17 protein-coding genes are annotated in these 20,593 nt (G+C 39.3%); 8 read left to right on the forward strand and 9 right to left on the reverse strand.

What is annotated here, in order from left to right; all coding sequences use genetic code 11:
* Nucleotides 1-28 precede the first annotated feature (28 nt).
* Complete coding sequence (locus WC222_10735; protein ID MFA6916862.1) at nt 29-1,432, forward strand: FAD-binding oxidoreductase; 1,404 nt, start codon at nt 29-31, stop codon at nt 1,430-1,432.
* A 1-nt stretch (nt 1,433) separates the two neighbouring features.
* Here WC222_10735 and WC222_10740 read toward each other — a convergent pair whose 3' ends face one another.
* Nucleotides 1,434-2,249 carry a TorF family putative porin gene (locus WC222_10740; GenBank protein ID MFA6916863.1) on the reverse strand — a complete coding sequence of 272 codons (816 nt, stop codon included), beginning with the start codon at nt 2,247-2,249 and terminating at the stop codon, nt 1,434-1,436.
* 226 nt (nt 2,250-2,475) lie between these two features.
* Here WC222_10740 and WC222_10745 point away from each other — a divergent pair, with 226 nt between their 5' ends.
* The 3 genes from WC222_10745 to WC222_10755 all read left to right on the forward strand — a co-directional run bounded on the left by WC222_10745 (nt 2,476) and on the right by WC222_10755 (nt 4,739).
* Complete coding sequence (locus WC222_10745) at nt 2,476-3,504, forward strand: hypothetical protein (GenBank protein MFA6916864.1); 1,029 nt, start codon at nt 2,476-2,478, stop codon at nt 3,502-3,504.
* Nucleotides 3,505-3,582: 78 nt separating this feature from the next.
* The gene (locus tag WC222_10750) at nt 3,583-4,194 is read left to right on the forward strand and encodes an HAD-IA family hydrolase (GenBank protein ID MFA6916865.1); all 612 of its coding nucleotides are present in this window, start codon (nt 3,583-3,585) and stop codon (nt 4,192-4,194) included.
* 182 nt (nt 4,195-4,376) lie between these two features.
* Nucleotides 4,377-4,739 (forward strand): low affinity iron permease family protein, encoded by a 363-nt coding sequence (locus WC222_10755; protein MFA6916866.1) that lies wholly within the window; start codon nt 4,377-4,379, stop codon nt 4,737-4,739.
* Between the two features lie 18 nt (nt 4,740-4,757).
* On the opposite strand, the gene WC222_10760 is transcribed toward WC222_10755, so the two are convergent.
* Nucleotides 4,758-5,702: a hypothetical protein gene (locus WC222_10760; protein MFA6916867.1), complete on the reverse strand. Its 945-nt coding sequence runs from the start codon at nt 5,700-5,702 to the stop codon at nt 4,758-4,760.
* Between the two features lie 210 nt (nt 5,703-5,912).
* Between WC222_10760 and WC222_10765 the strand changes: the two genes are divergently transcribed.
* On the forward strand, nt 5,913-6,878 hold the full coding sequence (locus tag WC222_10765) for a quinone oxidoreductase (protein ID MFA6916868.1): 966 nt from the start codon (nt 5,913-5,915) through the stop codon (nt 6,876-6,878).
* 436 nt (nt 6,879-7,314) lie between these two features.
* On the opposite strand, the gene WC222_10770 is transcribed toward WC222_10765, so the two are convergent.
* The 5 genes from WC222_10770 to WC222_10790 all read right to left on the reverse strand — a co-directional run bounded on the left by WC222_10770 (nt 7,315) and on the right by WC222_10790 (nt 16,313).
* Complete coding sequence (locus WC222_10770; protein MFA6916869.1) at nt 7,315-7,848, reverse strand: hypothetical protein; 534 nt, start codon at nt 7,846-7,848, stop codon at nt 7,315-7,317.
* Nucleotides 7,849-7,854: 6 nt separating this feature from the next.
* Nucleotides 7,855-8,451 (reverse strand): hypothetical protein, encoded by a 597-nt coding sequence (locus WC222_10775; protein ID MFA6916870.1) that lies wholly within the window; start codon nt 8,449-8,451, stop codon nt 7,855-7,857.
* Complete coding sequence (locus WC222_10780; protein MFA6916871.1) at nt 8,414-13,759, reverse strand: RHS repeat-associated core domain-containing protein; 5,346 nt, start codon at nt 13,757-13,759, stop codon at nt 8,414-8,416. Before WC222_10780 ends, WC222_10775 begins: the two co-directional genes overlap by 38 nt.
* Nucleotides 13,760-14,334: 575 nt before the next feature.
* Nucleotides 14,335-15,306, reverse strand: a complete 972-nt coding sequence (locus WC222_10785; GenBank protein ID MFA6916872.1) for a hypothetical protein — start codon at nt 15,304-15,306, stop codon at nt 14,335-14,337.
* A gap of 425 nt (nt 15,307-15,731) precedes the next feature.
* Entirely contained in the window at nt 15,732-16,313 is a 582-nt protein-coding gene (locus WC222_10790) for a pentapeptide repeat-containing protein (GenBank protein MFA6916873.1), read from the reverse strand.
* Nucleotides 16,314-16,446: 133 nt separating this feature from the next.
* Here WC222_10790 and WC222_10795 point away from each other — a divergent pair, with 133 nt between their 5' ends.
* The 3 genes from WC222_10795 (at nt 16,447) to WC222_10805 (ending at nt 18,537) form a co-directional block, all read left to right on the forward strand.
* Nucleotides 16,447-16,815, forward strand: a complete 369-nt coding sequence (locus WC222_10795) for a VOC family protein (protein ID MFA6916874.1) — start codon at nt 16,447-16,449, stop codon at nt 16,813-16,815.
* Nucleotides 16,816-16,826: 11 nt separating this feature from the next.
* The gene (locus tag WC222_10800) at nt 16,827-17,303 is read left to right on the forward strand and encodes a MarR family transcriptional regulator (protein ID MFA6916875.1); all 477 of its coding nucleotides are present in this window, start codon (nt 16,827-16,829) and stop codon (nt 17,301-17,303) included.
* Between the two features lie 61 nt (nt 17,304-17,364).
* Nucleotides 17,365-18,537 carry an FAD-dependent oxidoreductase gene (locus WC222_10805; GenBank protein MFA6916876.1) on the forward strand — a complete coding sequence of 391 codons (1,173 nt, stop codon included), beginning with the start codon at nt 17,365-17,367 and terminating at the stop codon, nt 18,535-18,537.
* Between the two features lie 53 nt (nt 18,538-18,590).
* Here the strand turns inward: WC222_10805 and WC222_10810 are convergent, their stop codons facing one another.
* The gene (locus WC222_10810; GenBank protein MFA6916877.1) at nt 18,591-19,211 is read right to left on the reverse strand and encodes a dienelactone hydrolase family protein; all 621 of its coding nucleotides are present in this window, start codon (nt 19,209-19,211) and stop codon (nt 18,591-18,593) included.
* On the reverse strand, nt 19,211-20,164 hold the full coding sequence (locus WC222_10815; GenBank protein MFA6916878.1) for a ring-cleaving dioxygenase: 954 nt from the start codon (nt 20,162-20,164) through the stop codon (nt 19,211-19,213). The genes WC222_10810 and WC222_10815 overlap by 1 nt, the downstream gene beginning before the upstream one ends.
* Nucleotides 20,165-20,593: the final 429 nt, after the last annotated feature.

Raw genomic sequence — 20,593 nt, forward strand, 5'->3', positions numbered from 1 at the left:
TTAGGTGCTTTTAACCGAGAGAGCAACTATGGATTGGGAAACATTACGCAAGAGTATTAAAGGAACTGTGGTTACTTCTAATACTCCCGAATTCTCATCCGTCAGGGAGTCCATGGTTTGGAATAACATCAAACCTGACAGAACCCCTGATGTCATCGTTACGGTCAAAGACGAAAAGGATGTCATCGAAGCCGTTAATTTTGCCCGAGACAGCGGTTTGAAAGTTGTTGTTCATGGGGGAGGACACACTTGGTGCGGTCTAGCCCTGCGCAATGGGGGCATGACGATAGACCTTTCAGAACTCAATGAATCTACAATAGATAAAGAAGCCGAAAAAGCTGTCATCCAACCGGTGATAAGCAACCGTGAGCTTGCCCACAGATTAGGTGAATACGGCCTTGCATTCCCTATTGGACACTGCCCCACCGTTAAAGCGGGAGGTTATCTTCTAAATGGCGGCATGTCGTGGAACTTAAGCGAATGGGGCCCTGCATGCAGAAGTGTAGAAGCGATTGAGTTTGTCACTGCAGATGGCAAGCTGATCAAGGCATCTTCAGAAGAATATGCAGATCTATTCTGGGCCGCTAGAGGCTGTGGGCCAGGCATGTTTGCTGTGGCAGTACGGTTTCATCTTAAGTGCTATCCCCTACCGCAAGCAATACAGTGCAGCAACTATTATTATTCCTTGGATGACTTAAAACCTGTGGTGGAAGAGGTCGTTGCATTGGGGTGGACAATGCCGGCATTTGTAGAACTCTCAATATTTTTGATCCAGGCACCACATGAGCTTAAGGATAGATGTAAAAAGCACAATGGGATGCTCTGTATGATCACTGCCGTGGCATTTTCTAATACACACGAAGAGGGCATTGCGGCGCTAAATATCCTTGAGAAAGGCGAGCAAGTGGCAAAGTGTTTGTCCAAAACCATCCATGTGCCGACGGATTTCGCAGAGTTAGCAGAAGCTTCCGGAGCAACCTGGCCGGAAAACCATCGCAATTTATGCGAGAATCAGGGCTCTAAAGCCAATCCTGTAGATATTCTGATGGCTTTGCGAGATAAAATCGCAGAAGCACCCTCTTCTAAGTCAGTGATCGTATTTTGCCAGAGTACTGGAAAACATAATCTAATCCGTCCACAGGATGATGTGGCCCTGTCTATGGATGCGCAATCGTATGGGGGCATCTGGTCTATTTGGGAAAACGCGAAAGATGACGCAGCCAATCTACAATGGCATAACCAATGTGTAGATATTCTGAAACAGTTTACAAACAGTCATTACATCGGCGAAACAGATATCGTGCAGGATAACGCTCGTGTAAAAAGGTCCTATAGCCCCGAGAAATGGCAGAAACTCGAACATATTAGAGCTAAATATGATCCTGAAGGAGTTTTCTTTGGTTTTCTAGGCGGTATCGAACCCTCGAAATAGCTCAAAATTCTCTATAAATTGCTCCCACTATTCCGGGGCTGCCTAGCTTTTTGATAGAAGGTTTAAAAGCTGCATCCGGAACATCATAGAAAGCATGTCGTGCATTTGTAGAAATATAGTAGAGTGCTACGTCAAACCAATCAAACTCATAATTGAGAGAAACTTGCCAGTCCAGGTAGTTGAGTTCTGTATAGTGGGTGATGGCTTGATAGCCTACATGTACTCCAGCAGTCCATTTTGGACAAGGAGTCCATTCATAATTTGCTTCTATATAGGGTGACCATAAAGAGTTGCCATTTGCTCCGGTAAATCTGAATTCTTGCCAGTCAAAAGGAGGATTAGTCGAATTCACTCCATAATAATCTGTGATCGTTTGATACAGCTTCATATTAAAGCCTTTGTAGCTAAATCCAGCGAAATATTCTACCGTATTGTAGCGGATATTCTGCCGCACAAATGCTTTTCCGCCCGGGTAATAGTAAACAATAAAACCTACATCATATTTAAGTTCAGGTTTCCAAAAAGATTGTTCCATTCCGACAAAAAGATTCCATTCGGTACTTGTATTGGTAATGAAGTTAGACGTCCCGTCCACATTGGATGCCCAGATCTTAAAATAGAAGCCGTTCTCATGAGTGAACTTTATCTCCCCTTGAACAGCAGGACGGAGAAATGTTTGGGAGATCCCCCTACTGCGATAGTCTGAGAGGAATGTCACGATACCGGTAATTTTGTAAGGGAATTTTTCTTCCGAAATAGCCCCCTCATCCGTACTTTCTATCTTGCAGTCCCGAGCATCGGAAGCTTTTGCGTCCAAAAAGTTAAAATTCAGAAAAACCACTAAAAAGACTAACCTGCAGTACAGCACCTTGACCCAAAGAAAATTATTGAAGAACTCTTTAGAAAACTACCTTTAAAAGTTTGTGTCAAGCGCCATTATAATCCGAGAGGAAGCAAAGTATATCCCGTGCTTTATTTACTTGGATTCAGAATGGGAAATAGTGAATATTATTTTCTAAATATTCAAAGAAATCGAGGTTTTCATGGCTACTGCTGTCACACATTTTGCTCCTCCCGCTCTCACCTTTACTTTTGCTGAGCCCGTAACTAATTCTTTAAGTCCTCGAAAAATTCAGGAAATTAAAGACCTTCCAAAGTTCAATGCTCACTGTCATTTGGGCGGTGAAATCCCTATAGAAATCATCAAAAAACATGGAGATAAAGAGCAGAAAAGGGAATTGAAAGAAGGTCTGGCCATCGTTGCCAAATGTAAGGATTACAAAAAAGCGTTTTTCATTTTTCCACTTATTGCACGCGTTATCAATACTCATGAAATATTAAAAAAAGCCACTATAATGACTTGTGAAAGGCTTAAAGCTGACAACAACAAATTAGTCCTCATGAGAACAGGTCTCAAGCCTATTGAAGGCAAAAGCCTTCGAGATTATTTAGATACTGTTCTAGAGGGAATTAGAGAAGCGTCCTCTCCTGACTTTTTGGTATTGTTAATGCTGAGCCTTAAAAGATCTTCTACAGCAGAAACAGCTAAAGAGACTGTAGATCTAGCCTTAGAATACCGTTCCCGTGGCGTACTGGGCATCGATATTTCAGACATCTCAACGGATGGGGATATTAGAAATATTATGCCACAGCTTGAAATAGCAAAAGAGGGAAATCTTAAGATTGCAGTCCATATGGGTGAGCTACCGAATGAAACCGATCAAATGTTGATTATCAAAAAACTATCTCCTGACTTTATCGATCATGGAGTTTTATTATGTCCGGATGCTGCTTCTTGGATACGAGAAAATAAGATTCCTGTCACAGTTTGTTTGACCAGTTCTCTTACTCTTGAAATGCATCCTGTTAACAAAGCACACCCCTGGATTGAACAGCAAGACATAGGGGAACATCCTATCGATTTAGGAACAGATGATGCTACGGTGTTTGGAAATATTACCTTGAGCAATGAGCTGATCAGATTAACTAATGACTGGGGCTATGAAAGAGTCGTCGCCATCGCTAAGAAGAGCTTTGAAAGAGCTAAACAATTATTCGGATCCTACCCATAATATTTAAAAAGTAGAATTCTGTAGGTTTGCATTTATGAAAAAATTTTCATCCTTCTAATTCTCTGCATTGCCGCAGCTTTGTCCGCAGCTCCCCAAGCCGTTATTTTTGATTTTGGCGGGGTGATGACGGGCGAAGTGCAGCGCGAGATCGTCGTTCAATTTCTACGCAGCACATTAAACTTATCAGCAAAAGAGTATGAGAAAGCGGTAGAGGAAAAACGAGCCGCTCTCATCAAAGGTCCATCAGATGAAGGATATTGGTTAGATTATGCCCAAAGAAAAGGCATTGCTCTCTCTCCTCAGTGGTCAGAACAGTTCAAACAAGCAATGAAAGAAGCATTAGGCATTGATGCCTCCATGTTTGTGTTGGTGGAAGAGTTAAAACAAAAACAACTTACTGTGGGCCTTCTTTCCAATATTGATAAACGCCTTTCACTTATCGTTAGAGAGCTAGGATTATATGAACCATTTAATCCTTGTTTACTTTCATGGGAAATAGGGGTCGAGAAGCCCAATCCACAAGCATACCATTTCTTATTGGACCATCTTAAGCTCCCTGCATCCGAAGTAATCTTCGTAGATGACAGGCTAGAAAACGTAACTGCCGCCCAAAAGGCCGGTATTGACGCAATTTGGTTCAAATCACCTTTGCAATTACGTTTCGAATTACGACAAAGAGGGGTGTTCTAAACCCAACTTAGTTAGTGAATAGGATTTGCGGGAAAAAGGTTGTTCCTTACCTTGCTATATCCCTTGCAAATTACTTCTTGAAGATGAGCGACTACTCCAAAGGAAATTGAGTCGAGATATTTGGCTTGTGGAAAACAAAGCATAAATTTATATCCAAAGTGATGTCTAACTTAGGTATGAAAATGTGGCAAAAATTCAGTGCAGAAATTTCCAAGTTCCTTACCTGGTCTTCACGAATGGCAGGCAATCCCCTTACCTTTATCATTGCTCTAACTATTCTAGGAACATGGTTTATTATAGGACTGATGATTGGTATTGATGTTACATGGCTATTGGTTATAGATACGATCGCTACTATCAATGCCACACTGATGGTGTTTATCATTCAAAGTACGCAAATTAGAGAAAATAAGGCACTGCATTTGAAAATTGATGAACTCATTCGAGTGACTGAAAAAGCAGAATCAGAACTCATTGCTATCGAAGAAAAAGAAGAGGCAGAGTTAATAAAGATCAAGAAAAGACTATTTATGCCTGAGCATTAATCACTTTTCTTGCTTACTCTAAAAAATTTCCTGCTCTGATTTAGGAACCTTCTTTCTAATTTCTTCCACCCATAGCAGCTTTTGCTTCAAGTTATCGGGCTCCCAAACTAATAGAATAGCTAAAGCGCCTAGCATAGGGAAATAATCTACAAATGCATTCCAGTGGGAAGCCATAAATAAGGTGTTGATGAAGATAATTGTCGCCAGCATAGTTATACGTGGAAATATTCCGAACACAATCAGTATGCCCGCCAATAACTCCACAGCACTTGCAAAAAGAATAGGATAATTTACAGCAGATTGTGGTGAGATCAGGTCAGCTGCTAAAGTGGTATCACCGTATTTCCTGAAGAATGCAAACACAATAAGATTCAGTCCCACACATACGCGAAGAAAATACAAAGCCGAACTAGTATAACTTGGTTTTGGTTCAAGATTGGGGAAAAGCAACCTATCAATGGAGTAGGGTCCCCGTCCGGCGAGAAAGAAGAAACATGCGTATCCTAAAAATTGAATATTCTCAAGCGTGGGCAACACCCCATATAACACTATAGTTAACCACCATAGAATTCCCAACAAGACTGCTGCAGGGCGAGTAATGCCCCCATAGAAGAAAGATAGTGCAATCATTATTTCCGTTAGGCCCACCCAATTTGCAGTGAATCCCGTTAAGGGAAATTCGGAAGTAAATAGATTGCCTCTAATTCCATTCACCATTAGTGCTACAGCAACGTGAAAGCCTAAAATGAAAGGTACCCACCCATAAAAAAGCCGAAGACTATCATCTGTGGCTCCAAATCCTTTAGCTCCGATTAGAATATCCACTCTTTTTCTCTTTTTTTCCCAGATAAACCCCAGAATAGAGGCTAGTGTAATGCTGCCTAGTGTAAAAAGAAGAGGTGTAAAATAGAGCAATAATTCCCATTTAAATTCCGTAATTTCTAGTAAAAATAGGTTATGCATGGAATTATTCTCCTTCGTACACTCGATATTGTTGTATAAACAACTTCATAAAAATACAATGTAAATTCTGTTATGCAGGTTTACTGAAACTTCACTAGATCATGAAATATATGCATAGGTGGAATCAAGACTCCTCAGTACATGATCTATGCTTTAAATTGATAAAAGATTATTAATAAATCTTAGAGGTTGGGAAAAAAGGAGGAGTAGGTGAAAGCAATACAGATATCACAGTTCGGTGGACCCGAAGTTTTAAAAATCGAAGAAGTTAAAATAGAACAGCCAAAAAAAGGCCAGGCTTTAATTCATATTAAAGTGGCAGGCGTCAACTTTGTTGATATTTACCAGAGACGCGGTACCTATCCTGTAAAACTCCCCTATATTCCCGGACTTGAAGCCTCAGGTGTCGTAGAAGCTATTGGAGAAGGCGTTGACAACGTTAAAGTCGGAGATCGCGTTGCATATGTACACGAGCCTGGCTCATATGCAGAAAAAAGCCTCGTAAATGCTGAAGATTTAATTCTCCTTCCTCCAGAACTGACTTTTGAACAAGGTGCAGCCTTTCCTTTGCAAGGAATGACAGCACATTATCTGTTGCATGAGTTTCGGAAAATTAAAACGAATGACACTATATTAATTCATGCTGCTGCCGGCGGAATGGGGCTTCTACTCGTCCAATGGGCGAAGCATTTGGGAGCAAGGGTTTTTGGTACTGTCTCAACCGAAGAAAAAGCTCGTCTTGCTAAAAAAGCAGGAGCAGATGAGGTTATTCTCTATACAAAGCAAGATTTTGTGACAGAGGTAAACAAATTAACGGATAAACACGGAGCAGATTTAATTATTGATGGGGTGGGTAAAACCACTTTCCAAGGCAATTTAGAAGCTGCAGCCTTTCGTGGAAACATTGTGATTTTTGGTGCTGCAAGCGGTCCTGCCGACCCTATTTCTCCGAACGCCTTAATGAAACGTTCCTTAACTTTGTCGGGAGGAAGCCTTGGTAATTATATTTTGAATAAACAAGAGTTAATGAGCCGTGCGCATGCTGTGATAGAAGGTATACAAAGCGGATGGTTGAAATTGCATATAGATGAGGTGTTCCCCTTAGAAAATGCCGCAGCAGCCCATCAGAAGCTTGAAAGCAGGAATACAGCCGGAAAAATCCTCTTGAAGACCTAAAAGTGAAGTGTGTCGTAAAAGTGCTAGAATAGCTCAGGTAAGCTTTTGTAAAAAACTTATCTTCAATAATTAGAATATTAAAGAGATCCTCTTTTTTTGAGATGATATGCAGATGCACCTAATCCAATACACTTCAAGTTATACTTCTTTTCAATCTCGTTAACAACATTCTGATTTATTATTTTTGTCTGACGGTCAAAATCATCTACTTTAAAGAAGTTGAACGATAGTAACAGTTGTATGATTATCAATAATAAAATTAATTTTGTTAACGCCTTAAGTGTGCTTTTCATATTCATATTCATATTCTAGATATTATATATTTCATCAGTTTGTAATTGTATCTTTTTTCTGCAGAAGTTCTAATAATTAATTTACTAGAGAGTTATAACTTTTATTATAACTCTCGTAAACTCGAACATTGTATAAAAACACCTTAATTTTGTTTAAGAAACTTAAGATACTCATTATTTTTGGATATCGCCTCTTCTGCACTTTCAAACATCGCAGATTTGTAAGGAGGAGATGGATTATCTTGTATACAGTACCCAAATTTGTTTATATAAATATAAGCAGTGCAAAGATAAGGCTCTAATATTGTATTTTTATTAGAATCTTCAAAATAGATGCAAATATCACAGTTTTCAAAATCAAAAGGGTATTTCACCATATATTTTCGAAGTAATTCATTAGAATTAATGTGTTTAAAATATATTTCAGCACATTCCAATAATAACTTCCTAGCTTTGAAAATATCTTTTTCTCCAGAACGATCTACGAAAGAAAATGCATAATAACTTAAATTTTTTTGGAAGGCTGCCGCTCCAATTCCATTACATTTCAAACCAAACTTTTCTTGAATCTCATTAACGATTTTTTCTTTTACAATCCGACCTTGGAATGTAAATTCATCTTCAGCATTAATCGTCGAGAATGAAATAAAAGCAAGTACTAATATAAAATAATACAAATCGATTCATCTTTTATTGAGTTTATATTCATTGTTATTTCTTACGGCTTCCTCGATACTTTCAACTGTATCAGATTTATACCAAGTATTAGGATCGTCATTTGTGCAATACGAAAACTTCGCATAATGAATCCCTGAAACAGAAAGATGTGGATGTAGAATAGTGTTTGAATTTTCATCCTTAAAATAGATACTTATAGAACAATCTTCAAGTCCAAATGGATATTTAACCATGTATTTTCTAATTGATTCATTGGTATTTACATGAGCTAAATATATCTCTGCACAATTCATCAGCAATTCTCTTGCTTCTGGAATTTCTTTTTTACCTGAACGATCTACAAAACTATAAGAATAGAAACTCAGATTTTTTTGAAATGCTGATCCTCCCATTCCAATGCATTTCAACTTAAATTTCTTCTCAATTTCGCTAACAACTCCATTATTTATTATATTAGTCTGTTGATCAAATTCATCTACTTTGAAAAAGTTGAAGGATAGTAATAATTGCATGATCATGGATAGCAAGATTACTTTGGATAAAACACAAAATATTATCTTCATTTTATTTAGAAAGCCTTTTTGATAAGTTATAATATTCATATCTCATAGCTTCCGCATATGTTGTGCATCTAAAACTATGGTTTAATCCCCATTCCTGACGTTCTAGAACTTTTACGGTTCCCTGCCATTCCGCCATTATTCTACCAAATAGGTCTAAATTAGCTACAATATCCCAATCCGCTACATAATGTTGAATATATCCACAAGCTTTTACACTAATATATTTTGCAGGAGCAATAGCTACAACATGAATTCTTTTACATCTTTCTTGATCATAATATTTCAAGGCATTGGCTGTATTGATAGCCCCTTGACTATGGCAATACGTGAGAAAAATACCATCTGAAGGTGCCTTATCAAAATAATGATCCCACATGTCATGTATTTTTAGTACAGGGTCAGTACTATAACCTAAAACACCATATGTACATTCAATGCCATCCTCAAAAAAACCAAAGGTAGCATTATAAGCACCCATCATTTTCTGGCCAGTAATATTAAAAAAGTAATCCATATTTCCTTTAAAATATTCCATATCTGTACAAATGCCATTTGTTAGACCGATGCCTAATTTGCCATAGTCTGTATCGTCTAAATTAAAACATGTTGAAGGAGGAAATCTAGGACAGAATTCGTCTGTATCACAGACCTCAAAAAAGTTGAACCAAGATTCATTACTTAGAAATTTTGAACTTGTAAAGTGATTTTCATAACCAGGGGTATAATAGGGAACTGTCCTTTGAGAGTATTTACCATAGATATCGATAAGGCAGAAGGGTCTATTGTTAACGAAGGTGTAGCCATTGCTCCCCCCTTCAAAACCGATAGGATCGAGGGTGGTCCACCGTCCTGTATCAGAATCGTAATAACGGCAACCGAAATAGCTGAAGCCTGTTTCAGGATCCATCCTTTTTCCATTCAAGCGCCATAAACAACATTTTGAATGAGATCCTTCCTCATGCGTGATTTTTCCGAAGGCATCATAACGGAAGAGTGCTTTCAGTTCTCCGGTCTCCACACTGATTAAGGAACGTATAGAGCCTCTTTGGTCATGTACAACTGCGAAAATCTCTTGGTCCTTTTCAATAGCTATAGAAGCGCCGATCTCCCCACCAATGCCATCTGCAAGTATACGCAGCTGTAAGATTTGCCCTTTAGAGGTACAAGTACCAATTTCATCATTATTGCAGTAAAGGTAGCATTCCTCATCAATCAGAGCGGATACAGAATTTGATTTATTTATATGGCGTTTCTTTAAGCGGCGATTAGAATCGTCATAGATGTATTGATATAAGTTTTCGCCGTCTTGAACTTGAATGAGACGGTCTAAAGCATCGTAAGAAAATTGTTTTTTCCCATCGTCGATTTGGTTGCCGTTTAGATCATATGTGAATTGCAGTTCATCTGTGGCTTTAAGTTGATTTGTCTGATTATATGTCCAGACTCTGCCTTTAACGATAATCCTGTTTCCGATACTATCATAAACATACTCCGCGTCTGTTTGCCCTTTCTCCTGACATAAGTAATCTAAGTCGTTGTAACCGTAGCGCTCGATCCAGGGCTCTTGAGTATCTTGGTGACGGATGGAAAGGGGTTTATCATCCGGATCTTTAGTTTCTATTTTTTGGTGAAAGTGGGGAGACTGGATGCTCTGCACCTTTCCTAAAGGATTGTATGAATAGTGGACTTCCCCACTATTACCGGCTAATTTTACTTTTAGGGGTCTTTTCTGAAAGTTTCGCTCCAAAATGGAATGGTCGTACATGGATTCCTGAATTGCATTCTTTCGTATAACCTTATTCAGATTGGTTCCGGTATAATGATATTCGCTACAGCTTCCGTCAGGATAGACAAGTTTTCTAAGCTGGCAGAGAGGATCAAAAACGTATCCTACCCGTACATCATCATAGAGAGTCTCTTCTTGAATATTATTATCCTTAGCGTAGCTTCTGCTTTGAGTGATATGATTTATCTCATCCTCCACTTTTTCTACCCGGCCGGAGCTATCGTAAGTATACCGGTAGGATATTGTGTTCTTATCGTCAAAGATGCGTAAAAGACGGCGGGCATTATCGTAAGTCCTGTGAAGGATGTTGCCATCCGGTTTAATTGTATCTGTCCGTAGAGCACCCGGAGCATATCTATGAGTGATTATATGTTGATCCGGTGTTCCGTAGCCGCGGATCTCTTCCGTCAGATTGCCGGCAGGGTCGTATTTCCATAGGAATATTTGCTCTGAAACTTCCTCGCCAGCAGTAATAATACTTTCTTTGCATTCCGTTCTTCTTCCGGCGTGGTCATAGGCATATGTGCGAGCAGACAGTAAAGTGCCTAATGAATTTTTAATCTCAATCTTAGTGACTTTACCATAAGGATCATGCAATTCAGAAGTCGTTCGGCCCAGCTGATCTGTAGTACTCTTTAGGAGTAATAAGCCTTCGTTATGAGGGTCCTGAACTGTAGTATACTCGATGTGCGTTTTGCGCCCCAGCGCATCTTCAAAATGTATAGGTCTGCCAAGGATATCGTACGTAGTATAGTTACTGTAAGACTCCCCCTCCGCAGCCCAGTGGGTGTTAATAATCTCCCTGCCGCACATGTCGAATGTTGTGCTTTCACGTGCTATGACATTTTCTTTTCCATCCAGAGTACATCTGCCTATCACTCTATCCATCAGGTCGTATTCATTTGTAAGTATGCACAGAGGAGTATCCGAATCTAGCTCCCACGTTGTCTCCCTAGAGACCCTTCCCAAGGAATCATATTCATAAGTGATGCGTTTTGTAGCTTTGCATTCTTCAATGCACCTTCCTGCCCCATCGTAGTCATAGGTTGTCACTAAACCTTCATTGTCTTCGATTCTTTTTAACCGCTTGCCTTTCCACTCGAAGCTCATTTTGGTGAGTATTTGACCGTCTACATCTAGTGTGCATTCTGTGATCTTATTTCCCATACGATCGTATGTGTACTGCAGACCTGTTCCTTCTCGGGAAGTATAGCTTTTGAGATTTCCGGAAGGTGTATAACGCCACTGTTCCGTAGATCCATCTGGATAGATTTTCTCGGCTATGGTATTGCGTGAAGTAAAGCGTTGGTAGACTATTTCACCGCTTTCATTTTCGATGCTTGTGGGGCAGCCGAGGATATTATATTTAGTGAATTCTGTTCCGAGGGTGCAAACACCCTTATTGTTAATGTATGCAGGGGAATACTTTTCTGACACACGATCCAGGCCATCATAACGGTAGACAATTTTCTGACCTAGGTAATCAATATCATAGGTGATTTGATCCATGTTATTATAGCGTCTATGAGTGCTATATGCTGTCCCTTCGGGAACATTGATGCGTGTGGAGACAAGTCTATTTGTCTGGTCATAGATAAAATGAGAATACCATCTCTTATCCGGTCCACAGAGGAATTCAATATTTCCATAGGGATCATAGACCTTTTCGGTTACATTTTGGAGAGGGTCTGTTTCCCAAATAACCCTTCCCTTACAATCGTATCGCTTTTCTAGCGTATAACGATGCACTCCATCCGCATCAAACAGGTCTGTGTGTGTCAGTTGACCTACGGCGTCGTAAGTGTACCGTATAGTCTTCAAGGGCGTATCCTGGCAGGTCTTTCGGTCCCAATAGAAAAATGACTCTACTTGGGGTTTTCCAAAACATGCAGGATCTTCGCAAAACTGTCTTATAACCTTGAGACGTTCCGTCAAGTTATTCAAGTCATCGTGGTCAACGCCTGCACCATTGTCGAATGTTTCTGCCCAGCAGAGATTCTGATCGTTGTAGAAACGAAACTCACGTAGAACAATAATGCCATCGCAGACAACAAACTTTTGACAGGGTAGGTCTGAATTTACGACATAGTGCTGAATGATTGTAGGGCCTTCGTCATCCTCTTGGGTAAGCTGGTTATTGAACTGGTCGTTGCTATGGGTATAGCGCTTTGAATAGGAACCGGGAGTAAATGATCCATCAAGATATCCAGAAAGGATTTCTTGCTGAATGTTACCCCGCTCATCATAGATATAGTCTTTACTACGAATGATATGACCGGTGGGTTCTACTTCCTTTTTAGACTTTAATTGGCCTCCCCATTCCCATGTATAGTTTTCACTATAGGCTGGTGTATAGTCTCCGGAACCATAGTAATGTGTAATACTATTGAGCTGGCCTCCTGCAGAGGAGAAGCATTTTCGATGGTTTTCAGAATTAATGACCTCTACTTTTGGACAAGAGTAGAAGAAATTGTAGAGGATACCATGCGGATTGCTTAAACTCTTTACGTGGTTGGAATATTGTGGAAAAGTTTTCTTATCTACCTGACTGGAACCGTCTAAATTGGCATTATCACCTATATTAAAATAGTGAACCTTCAGGAAATTGGTGGAGTTTTCGTCCGGACCTGAAATCTTTTCTGAGATATTCCACAACAATGAAAATTCATTTCTTGAATACCTATAATAGTTATTTATGCCGTGGCTTTTTTCCACACTCATCAGGTAGGGAACGTGGTAACTTTTTTCTCCTTTACCTACTTTCAATTCCTCAAATCCATAACGGACTTTTTGTCCATTAGAGGCCTGGAGAGATAGTTCCTGATCCTTATACTTACTAAAATCGATGCGTGCATTTTCTTTGCGTATAAAGCTTCTAGTTATAGATTTGAGAACTTCTTTAGAATTGAAAATATACTGAAAATATGTCCCATTAGCTTTTTTTTCGAACTGCAGATGGTAAATCCCTTTTTCTTTTCCTTTGTCTTTAAAATAGCTACGGTGGTTGCCTCCGCCATCTATAACGTCAATCAGCTGATCTCTTTCCTTAAACGAAACATTCGAGTTCTTAGGATTGCTCTTGCCTGAAGGTCTTCCCATTCCACAATTTGAGTATCCAAATGCTGTTTCAGGGGTCATTCCTATAGGAGGTTTGCTCGTCCTATGTCCCTGTCCTCTAAAATGGGAAATACCTCCTGAATGCTCCTTGAGATAGATATCAAAGAAAACGTTTTTACGGTTTACTGATCCCCCCTCTACATTAGCTGTTAGAGGTAGTGTCACGTCCCAAGAAGCACCTAAGAAGCGCCTGCTTAAATCACCATTGCTGTAGCATCTAGAGAGGGCTAAGGGATCCGGACCTTCAATAAGGATGTCCGTTTCAAAATCTACAAAATTTCCAGAAATTGCATTGAAATGACCACCTATTAACGTTGAGGTTATTCCATCGGTATCTGAAACGGAAGACATCGGAAAATGTTCGCGTATATCAGAGGGGGCTTCAAAGGCGCTAGCTATGGTGGAGATAAAGAGAAGAGGTGCAAAAAGGTAAAAAATTTTCATAAGCGATATCATTTAGTTAAATAAAAATGATGTAGCTTATGCATTAATAGTATTATTTTATATGTAAATTAATAATTTTACATATATTAAAATTTAATGTTACAATAGTTATTTGTCTCATCAAAATCATAATCAAGCTTTTGTAAAATATTTTTAAAATCTTATTTTAGAAAGTTTATAGGAAAAGAAAAAATGCACTGATTGGGAGGTTCGCTCGACAAGTCGTGTTGAATGGTCTTGATATGCAAAACGTGTCCTAGTATAGGAGTGTGTCGACAAGTCCTTGCGGTTCTACATAACTTTCTATGACAATCTTCTTACATTTATTGACTGCGAAGCAGTATTTTGCCACGAAGTGGCTACATGATGTTAGCCATGTGTGAATGAGCGAAGCGAAGAACACATGGAAAGGATACCCCCTAGAATCAAGCCACAAAGTGGCGGCAGATTTAAAATTGGGCTAGAATGAATCACTAATATCGCCACTTCGCAGCAAAATACTGCTTCACAGTTACTTATGAGTATTGGTGAGTAATATTAGGGAATGTTTCGCTTCGCTAAATAAACATTCAATATTATTCACTCAATCTATCAAAATCCAAATCGATCTCTTGTACCAGAACATTAGAGTCATGTTTTAACTCGCTCGTAGGAACGGAAAATTGATCTACAGTTTTCAATAATATGGGAATTATGCACTGATTCACAATGGAATATTTGTTATTGATCTCTAAAGTTATCGGAAGTTTCACTAAATACTCCCCCTTTTTCCACTCACCACCCTTAAAACCTATGAAAGCATCTCCAATATCTTTTATTTTTACACCGTCTGTAAGGATAAATACAGCTAATTGATGTTTGCCATTTATATCCTTCTCTGCTGTGACTTTTATCTTTTCCCCTACCATTTCATAGGTTGTAATGCCTTCTAGCAACTCGTAGCCATGAATCTTTAGCATTTCTTGTTCTGTCAAGAGTTTTGTATTTTTGATGAGGTTATCCCAAACAGGGCAAGGTGTATCCAAAGTATCATTTTCTGAAGCAGGTGTGATTATTGCTAAAAATGCCGCATGCCCTCCTTCCATATTTAAGCCTATATAGGCTGATTGGTATAGTTTATTGTCCTTAAGTACTCTTAATACGAGGATAGGATAATCGCCCCACATATACTTATCCATACTGAAAGGCCTTCGCTTTGGACTTTCAGAGAGGGATTTTTCAATAGAGAAACTATTAGGTCCTATTTGAGCAACCTTTGAACTCAGACTTACTATGATAATAGGCTGAGTAAGGTCTTTATGCTCGTGGAAAGCCTCAATCTGTTCTTTTGTTCCCCAAAGAACAGGCCCTGACATTTTTATATCATTATTAATTCGTTTCTCAAAGGTATCGACAATAAAATCTTCCGGAAGAGCGAGGTCGACAGCTGGAGGAGAAATTAAACCCGGAAAAAATTCTGAAACACTATGCTTTACAGAAGAAGGTTCCTCAGCTGTTAAGGCTGTTGAAATAATTATTAGCATTAGAATTAATTTTCTTATAATCATGTTTCCTCTTTGTAAGAATCGTAAAATATTTATTTTAACATTAGTGCGGATGCACTCACTAACTGTTAGATTATAGAATTGTGAGCGAACTGTACAATGTAAAATATTAATTATTATTACTTAATCTAATTAAATCTTATGTCGATCACCATTTTCATGCTGTACATATTCGTGAGGGGGCATGAATAAATTAAATTTTTTTTAAGGAGTAGGGGTATTTGATTATATTTATTACGAACTTCCCATAGGTGTTGTAGGTCAATTTATGCATTACGTTAAGGTAAAAAGGACATTGAAAGTGTTTTCGAATTTAGAAAACGGATGCTGATAAGGTTATTTGGAGAATTGTTTTGTTAAACCATCTGTGAACTAAGGGTAGGTGTGTGTGATCTAAAGATACAAAGTGAATTGCTTCTGTCATTGTCTCAGTCTATTTCAATTTCAAAGTTACGTAATAATGCAATGGCTTCAGGAAAAGAAAATTTGGCTTTTTTGACCTTGTTGTTTCGCACATCGATATCATAATTTCTAGCACCTCTAAAATCGGCTTTAGACAGTTCGCTCTCATGGAAAACAGATCCTGATAGGTCTGTGTCTCTAAAATCACATTCTGTCAGATTGACTTGAGTAAAATAGCATTCAATAATCTTGCTTCCATTGAATGACGTCTTCTTGAGAGGTAATCCTGAGAAATTGCAGAACTGCAGAAAGCATTGTTTAACCTGAATCGTAAAAAATTTACTTTCGCATTTAAAAAATTCAGCTCCTACAAGTTTGCATTCAATAAAGGTGGATTCTTGCCAGCGGCAGCCTTCCATTTTTAAGAGGCTCAAATTACAGGCCTTAAACGTACAGGAGATGAACTTGGCATTGCGTATGATACACTCTGAGAAATTACAGTTATTAAATTGACAATGGGTAAATGTACAGTCTGAGAGATCCTTCAAGGAGAAATCTTGTCCCTGGAAGACTTTATCTTCGGATGTATTGTCGTTAGGTTTTTCCATTGAACTCGAAGAAGGGCTGTGGATTTTAGTTTCTTATAGCATAGAGAGGTAATTTTAAAATGCTGGACAGATTTAGTACGTACGCGTACTATTTAATACGTACACGTACTAATTTACAAATATGGAGTCTTTTATGTTTACCCCTAATCTAGGTTTTGTGCTGCTATTTGTTGCTAATCCATTGAAGAGCAGCCAATTTTACCAGGAGATTCTGGATATAAAACCGGTGGAAGAATCCCCTACTTTTGTGATGTTCGCATTAAAAAATGGGGTCATGTTAGGTTTATGGTCGCGCTATACGGCAGAGCCTCGTGTGGATACTAATCCCGGTGCCTTGGAAATATGTTTTCCGTCGGCGGATGTGGATGCCCTATATGAAGAATGGGGCAATAAGCAAGTAACCATAGCTCAGAAGCCAACAGATATGGATTTCGGGCGTACCTTTGTTGCTTTGGATCCTGATGGGCATAGAATTAGAGTTTATAAGCTATTTGAGAGATAAAGGATGAAGAGATGGGCAAAGATATAGAGTTTCGAGAGATAAGTGTACATGAAGGTCCGGAGGTAAGTCCCGGTTTTATGTTATGGCATATTAGTTCTGTATGGCGAAGCCGTATAGAGTTAGCTCTCAAGCCTTATGATTTGACCCATCCTCAATTTGTGGTGTTGGCAACATTAGGGTGGTTGACAAGAGGTGGAGAAAAAGTCACGCAACGGGCCATTGGAAAAATGGCAGGGTTGGATCCTAATACTGCCTCGCAGATAATTAAGGGGTTAGAGAAAAAGAATTTAATCATCAGAGAAGCCTCGCTGGATGCTAGAGCAAAAAATCCTCTGCTCACCAAGAGAGGAAAGCAGGTTTTATCCATAGCCTTACCGGCGGTGGAGAAATGTGATGCGGTTTTCTTTGAGGTCCTTACAGATAAAGAGTTATCAAATTTTCTTAAGACATTTCAAAAATTAGTTATTCCTAATAATATTTTCTTGTAGGATCTTCTTTTACAATCTTAGTTGTGCTCTGAAATCATAATTATTGTAAAAGGAACGAGTTATGTTCAACATTCGGAAAATTGTATTTGCAATGCTTTCATGTTCATTTTCGCTTATGGCTAACACACCTCAGGTGGTGAAGCTGAGTCCTCCAAGATTCACACGAGAAACTATATCTGAAGAGATCGCATGTACTAGGCCCATGCGTGAAGGGAAGTTTAATATCTCACTTGAGCAAGCGGATGGCAAAACTGTTGTCCATTGTTATGGTCATGGCGGTTCGGGCTGGACAACGCTTTTTGGATCGGTGAATAAGGCTATAGAGCTATATCAAAATACCTATCCGAACAAAGAAACACCTATTCGCATCATCGGATCAGGATGTATGGGCTTGACGGCAGCAATTGAATTGAAAAGATTGGGATATGAAGTCAGGGGTATTTCAACCAAAGAGTTCTACGATATCCCCTCTTGGAGAGCAGCAGGATACTTTGCACTTGTGTCTGTTAAAACCTCTCCGGAAGAGCAGGCAGCATTGAATGAAATTGGATTGAACACGTTTATGACCTATCAAAAAATCGATAGGAACGAGCACCCTTATATTTCCAAGGACGCAGTGAAATATATGCCTGTATATTGCAGTGTAGATACAGAAGCCGGCGTAGAAGATTTAGAGGAGCGCGGGATGATACCGCCTAAAGAGTTGGTTTCCTTAGATTTTGGAAATGGTGTGATACATACCGATTTTGTGAAGTATATGACCTATTTCATGAATACTACGACATTGATGCGTCAATTGAATGCTGAAGTGCAGAAATTAGGTATTTCGATTGAGCAAAAAGGGATTCATGCATTTGAAGATATCTCCGAGGAAGTTATTTTTAATTGTTCCGGCTTAGGCGGTAGGGAATTAAATTCTGACGAAAACATGATCCCTGTTAGAGGGCATCTTATTACTTTGAATGAGGATTCCGGAAGCGCTCATATGGAATATATGATCTATACTAAGGTCAAGCAGGATGGCAGGGATGAATATGTGTATTTGTTTCCGAAGAATGTGTCCGTAACGCCGGAAAACATAGCGGGAAATCCGTGTGTAGGAGTTCTTGGGGGTACTTTTATACCTAATGTGGATAAACTGAGCCTAAGCGAACAAGAAAAGTTGGATAAAGACGAGTTCAAGAGAATGTCAGATCGTGTTTCGGAGTTCTTCCAAGGCCATTTATTCGAATAGAAGTGCTTTGGTATGGGTGGAGGTCTCGCTAAGCAGCTAGATCTTCACCGGAACTATGGATTTAGAAAAATATTTTCTTTAACCCAGCTGATCTCATCTTCATTAATGGTATGGGCCATGCCACGGTAGACTTTAAGCGTAACATGGGCGCCCAGTTTCTCCATAATTTCTTTAGAATGCTGAGAACGTATTAACGGAACGTGAGGGTCACGGTCACTGTTGCCTATGAATACTTTCGTTCCATCAAAGCTGCCTTGGTATTTGTTTTCATTCAGTGTAAGTCCTATTAGGCCACCGGTGAAGGCGACAACTCCTCCATAAGTATCTGCAAAACGTGATGTTACTTCAAGTGTCAGGCAAGCTCCCTGAGAGAAGCCCATAATGTAAATCTGGTTTTTCGGGATATGGACATGGATATCATCGATAAGCTTTTTGATGTTTACAATGGAAGCTGATAGATAAGGTTCATTGCTTTTTTCCTCCTCCATAAAGCTATAGGGATACCAACTATGATTAGGAGCTTGCGGTGCTGCGACATAAAACTGTTCATCGGCAAAATCTTCAGCTAGGCTGAGGATATCTTGTGCTGAGGCACCACGTCCATGAAGCAATATTAGGGCTTTAGATGCCTTATCAAGTGCTGTGCCTGTACTGACAATTTCTAATGGAGGCATTAGTCTGCAAACCTTTTAATGTCTATTTTTATGGGAGGAAGCTCTTTTTCGATGATAGTCCTGTGTTTTTCCTCCCAAGATGGCAACTTGAGGCTTTCACCTAGATGTTCCAAAGGTTCATCTACCGTAAAACCTGGGGGGTTGGTGGCTATTTCAAACAATACACCACCCGGTTCCCTAAAATAGACGGAATGAAAATACTCTCTGTCGATGATAGGGGTGACATTGAGGCCAAAATCGATTAATTTACTGCGGGCAGCCTGCTGAGTGGCGTCATCGGGTGTTGCGAAAGCTACGTGATGGATTGTTCCGTAGCCGCCTACACCTTTTAGCGCATCGGGAGTGCACAGAATATCTACTATGTTTCCGGGTGCTCCGTCCGTGGAATAACGGAAACGATTTCCTTTTTCTCCGATTAACCGGTGATCTAGCTGCCCTACAAGAAGACCTGCGGTTTTTTCATAGCATTCCTCAGAAAGTGTAATGCCATGAAATCCTCTGATCGCATGATTTGAGGGAATATTTCCATAAGTAAACCCGGGACGTTGATCTTGAGAGTTAGCAACGAGCTCTAGACCTAGTCCATCATGGTCTTCAAAGGCGATGACGGTCTCGTTAAAACGCTGGCTAGGCCCCTGAAATTTTATATTGAATTTAGTTAATCGTTTTGTCCAGTAATCGATGGAGTTTTCGGGGATTGAGAAGGAGGTGACAGTAAGCTGGCCCTTGCCTTTTCGGCCTTGAGTGATTCCAGGAAAGGGGAAGAAAGTCAGTATTGTTCCCGGTGATCCATTTTCATTGCCGTAGTATATGTGATAGACATCCGGTGCATCGAAATTGATGGTTTTCTTGACTAAGCGTAAGCCTAAGATACCTGCATAGAAGTCTACATTTTTCTGGGCATCGTAAGCTATTGCAGTGATGTGGTGCAATCCTGTAATTAAGGCGGACATTGTGTTAACCCCTTATTATCTGATTTATGCTTGCTGACACTTCAAAATATTAATTTAATCTTATAACAATAGCCCATAAAAAATTAAGTTTGTTTTATTTTATTCCTACAGAAATTTTGAGAGCCGAGTAGGCAATTGTAAATTTCAGTCGCTAATATTTCATTAGACAACCAATTTTAGACTTGTTATGAGAGGTGCCTCACTAAATCGGTGGCTAGCAAAATGACGAGTATCCCCCCTTATTTCTATATTAGGATTTGCAAATGACAGACAAAATTCATTATTTCATTCTAGGGGTCTGTTGTATTATTGGAACACTGTCAGTTATTCCTTACATCTATTTTTTAGGTGTAATCCCCCCTCAAATAAGTTTAGAATATTATATTTTCCTTAGTATTTCTCAGAGCACTTTATTGTATTTTTTAATTC

This window comes from Parachlamydiales bacterium, from assembly GCA_041671045.1.
Lineage (GTDB): Bacteria > Chlamydiota > Chlamydiia > Chlamydiales > JABDDJ01 > JABDDJ01.

Bases quoted from the DNA above. Each gene is read 5' to 3' on its own strand.
- WC222_10745 (MFA6916864.1), top strand. From the start codon at position 2,476: ATGGCTACTGCTGTCACACATTTTGCTCCTCCCGCTCTCACCTTTACT.
- WC222_10795 (MFA6916874.1), top strand. From the start codon at position 16,447: ATGTTTACCCCTAATCTAGGTTTTGTGCTGCTATTTGTTGCTAATCCA.
- WC222_10800 (MFA6916875.1), top strand. From the start codon at position 16,827: ATGGGCAAAGATATAGAGTTTCGAGAGATAAGTGTACATGAAGGTCCG.
- WC222_10810 (MFA6916877.1), bottom strand. From the start codon at position 19,211: ATGCCTCCATTAGAAATTGTCAGTACAGGCACAGCACTTGATAAGGCA.
- WC222_10775 (MFA6916870.1), bottom strand. From the start codon at position 8,451: ATGAATATTATAACTTATCAAAAAGGCTTTCTAAATAAAATGAAGATA.
- WC222_10755 (MFA6916866.1), top strand. From the start codon at position 4,377: ATGTGGCAAAAATTCAGTGCAGAAATTTCCAAGTTCCTTACCTGGTCT.
- WC222_10780 (MFA6916871.1), bottom strand. From the start codon at position 13,759: ATGAAAATTTTTTACCTTTTTGCACCTCTTCTCTTTATCTCCACCATA.
- WC222_10760 (MFA6916867.1), bottom strand. From the start codon at position 5,702: ATGCATAACCTATTTTTACTAGAAATTACGGAATTTAAATGGGAATTA.
- WC222_10815 (MFA6916878.1), bottom strand. From the start codon at position 20,164: ATGTCCGCCTTAATTACAGGATTGCACCACATCACTGCAATAGCTTAC.
- WC222_10790 (MFA6916873.1), bottom strand. From the start codon at position 16,313: ATGGAAAAACCTAACGACAATACATCCGAAGATAAAGTCTTCCAGGGA.
- WC222_10805 (MFA6916876.1), top strand. From the start codon at position 17,365: ATGTTCAACATTCGGAAAATTGTATTTGCAATGCTTTCATGTTCATTT.
- WC222_10735 (MFA6916862.1), top strand. From the start codon at position 29: ATGGATTGGGAAACATTACGCAAGAGTATTAAAGGAACTGTGGTTACT.
- WC222_10785 (MFA6916872.1), bottom strand. From the start codon at position 15,306: ATGATTATAAGAAAATTAATTCTAATGCTAATAATTATTTCAACAGCC.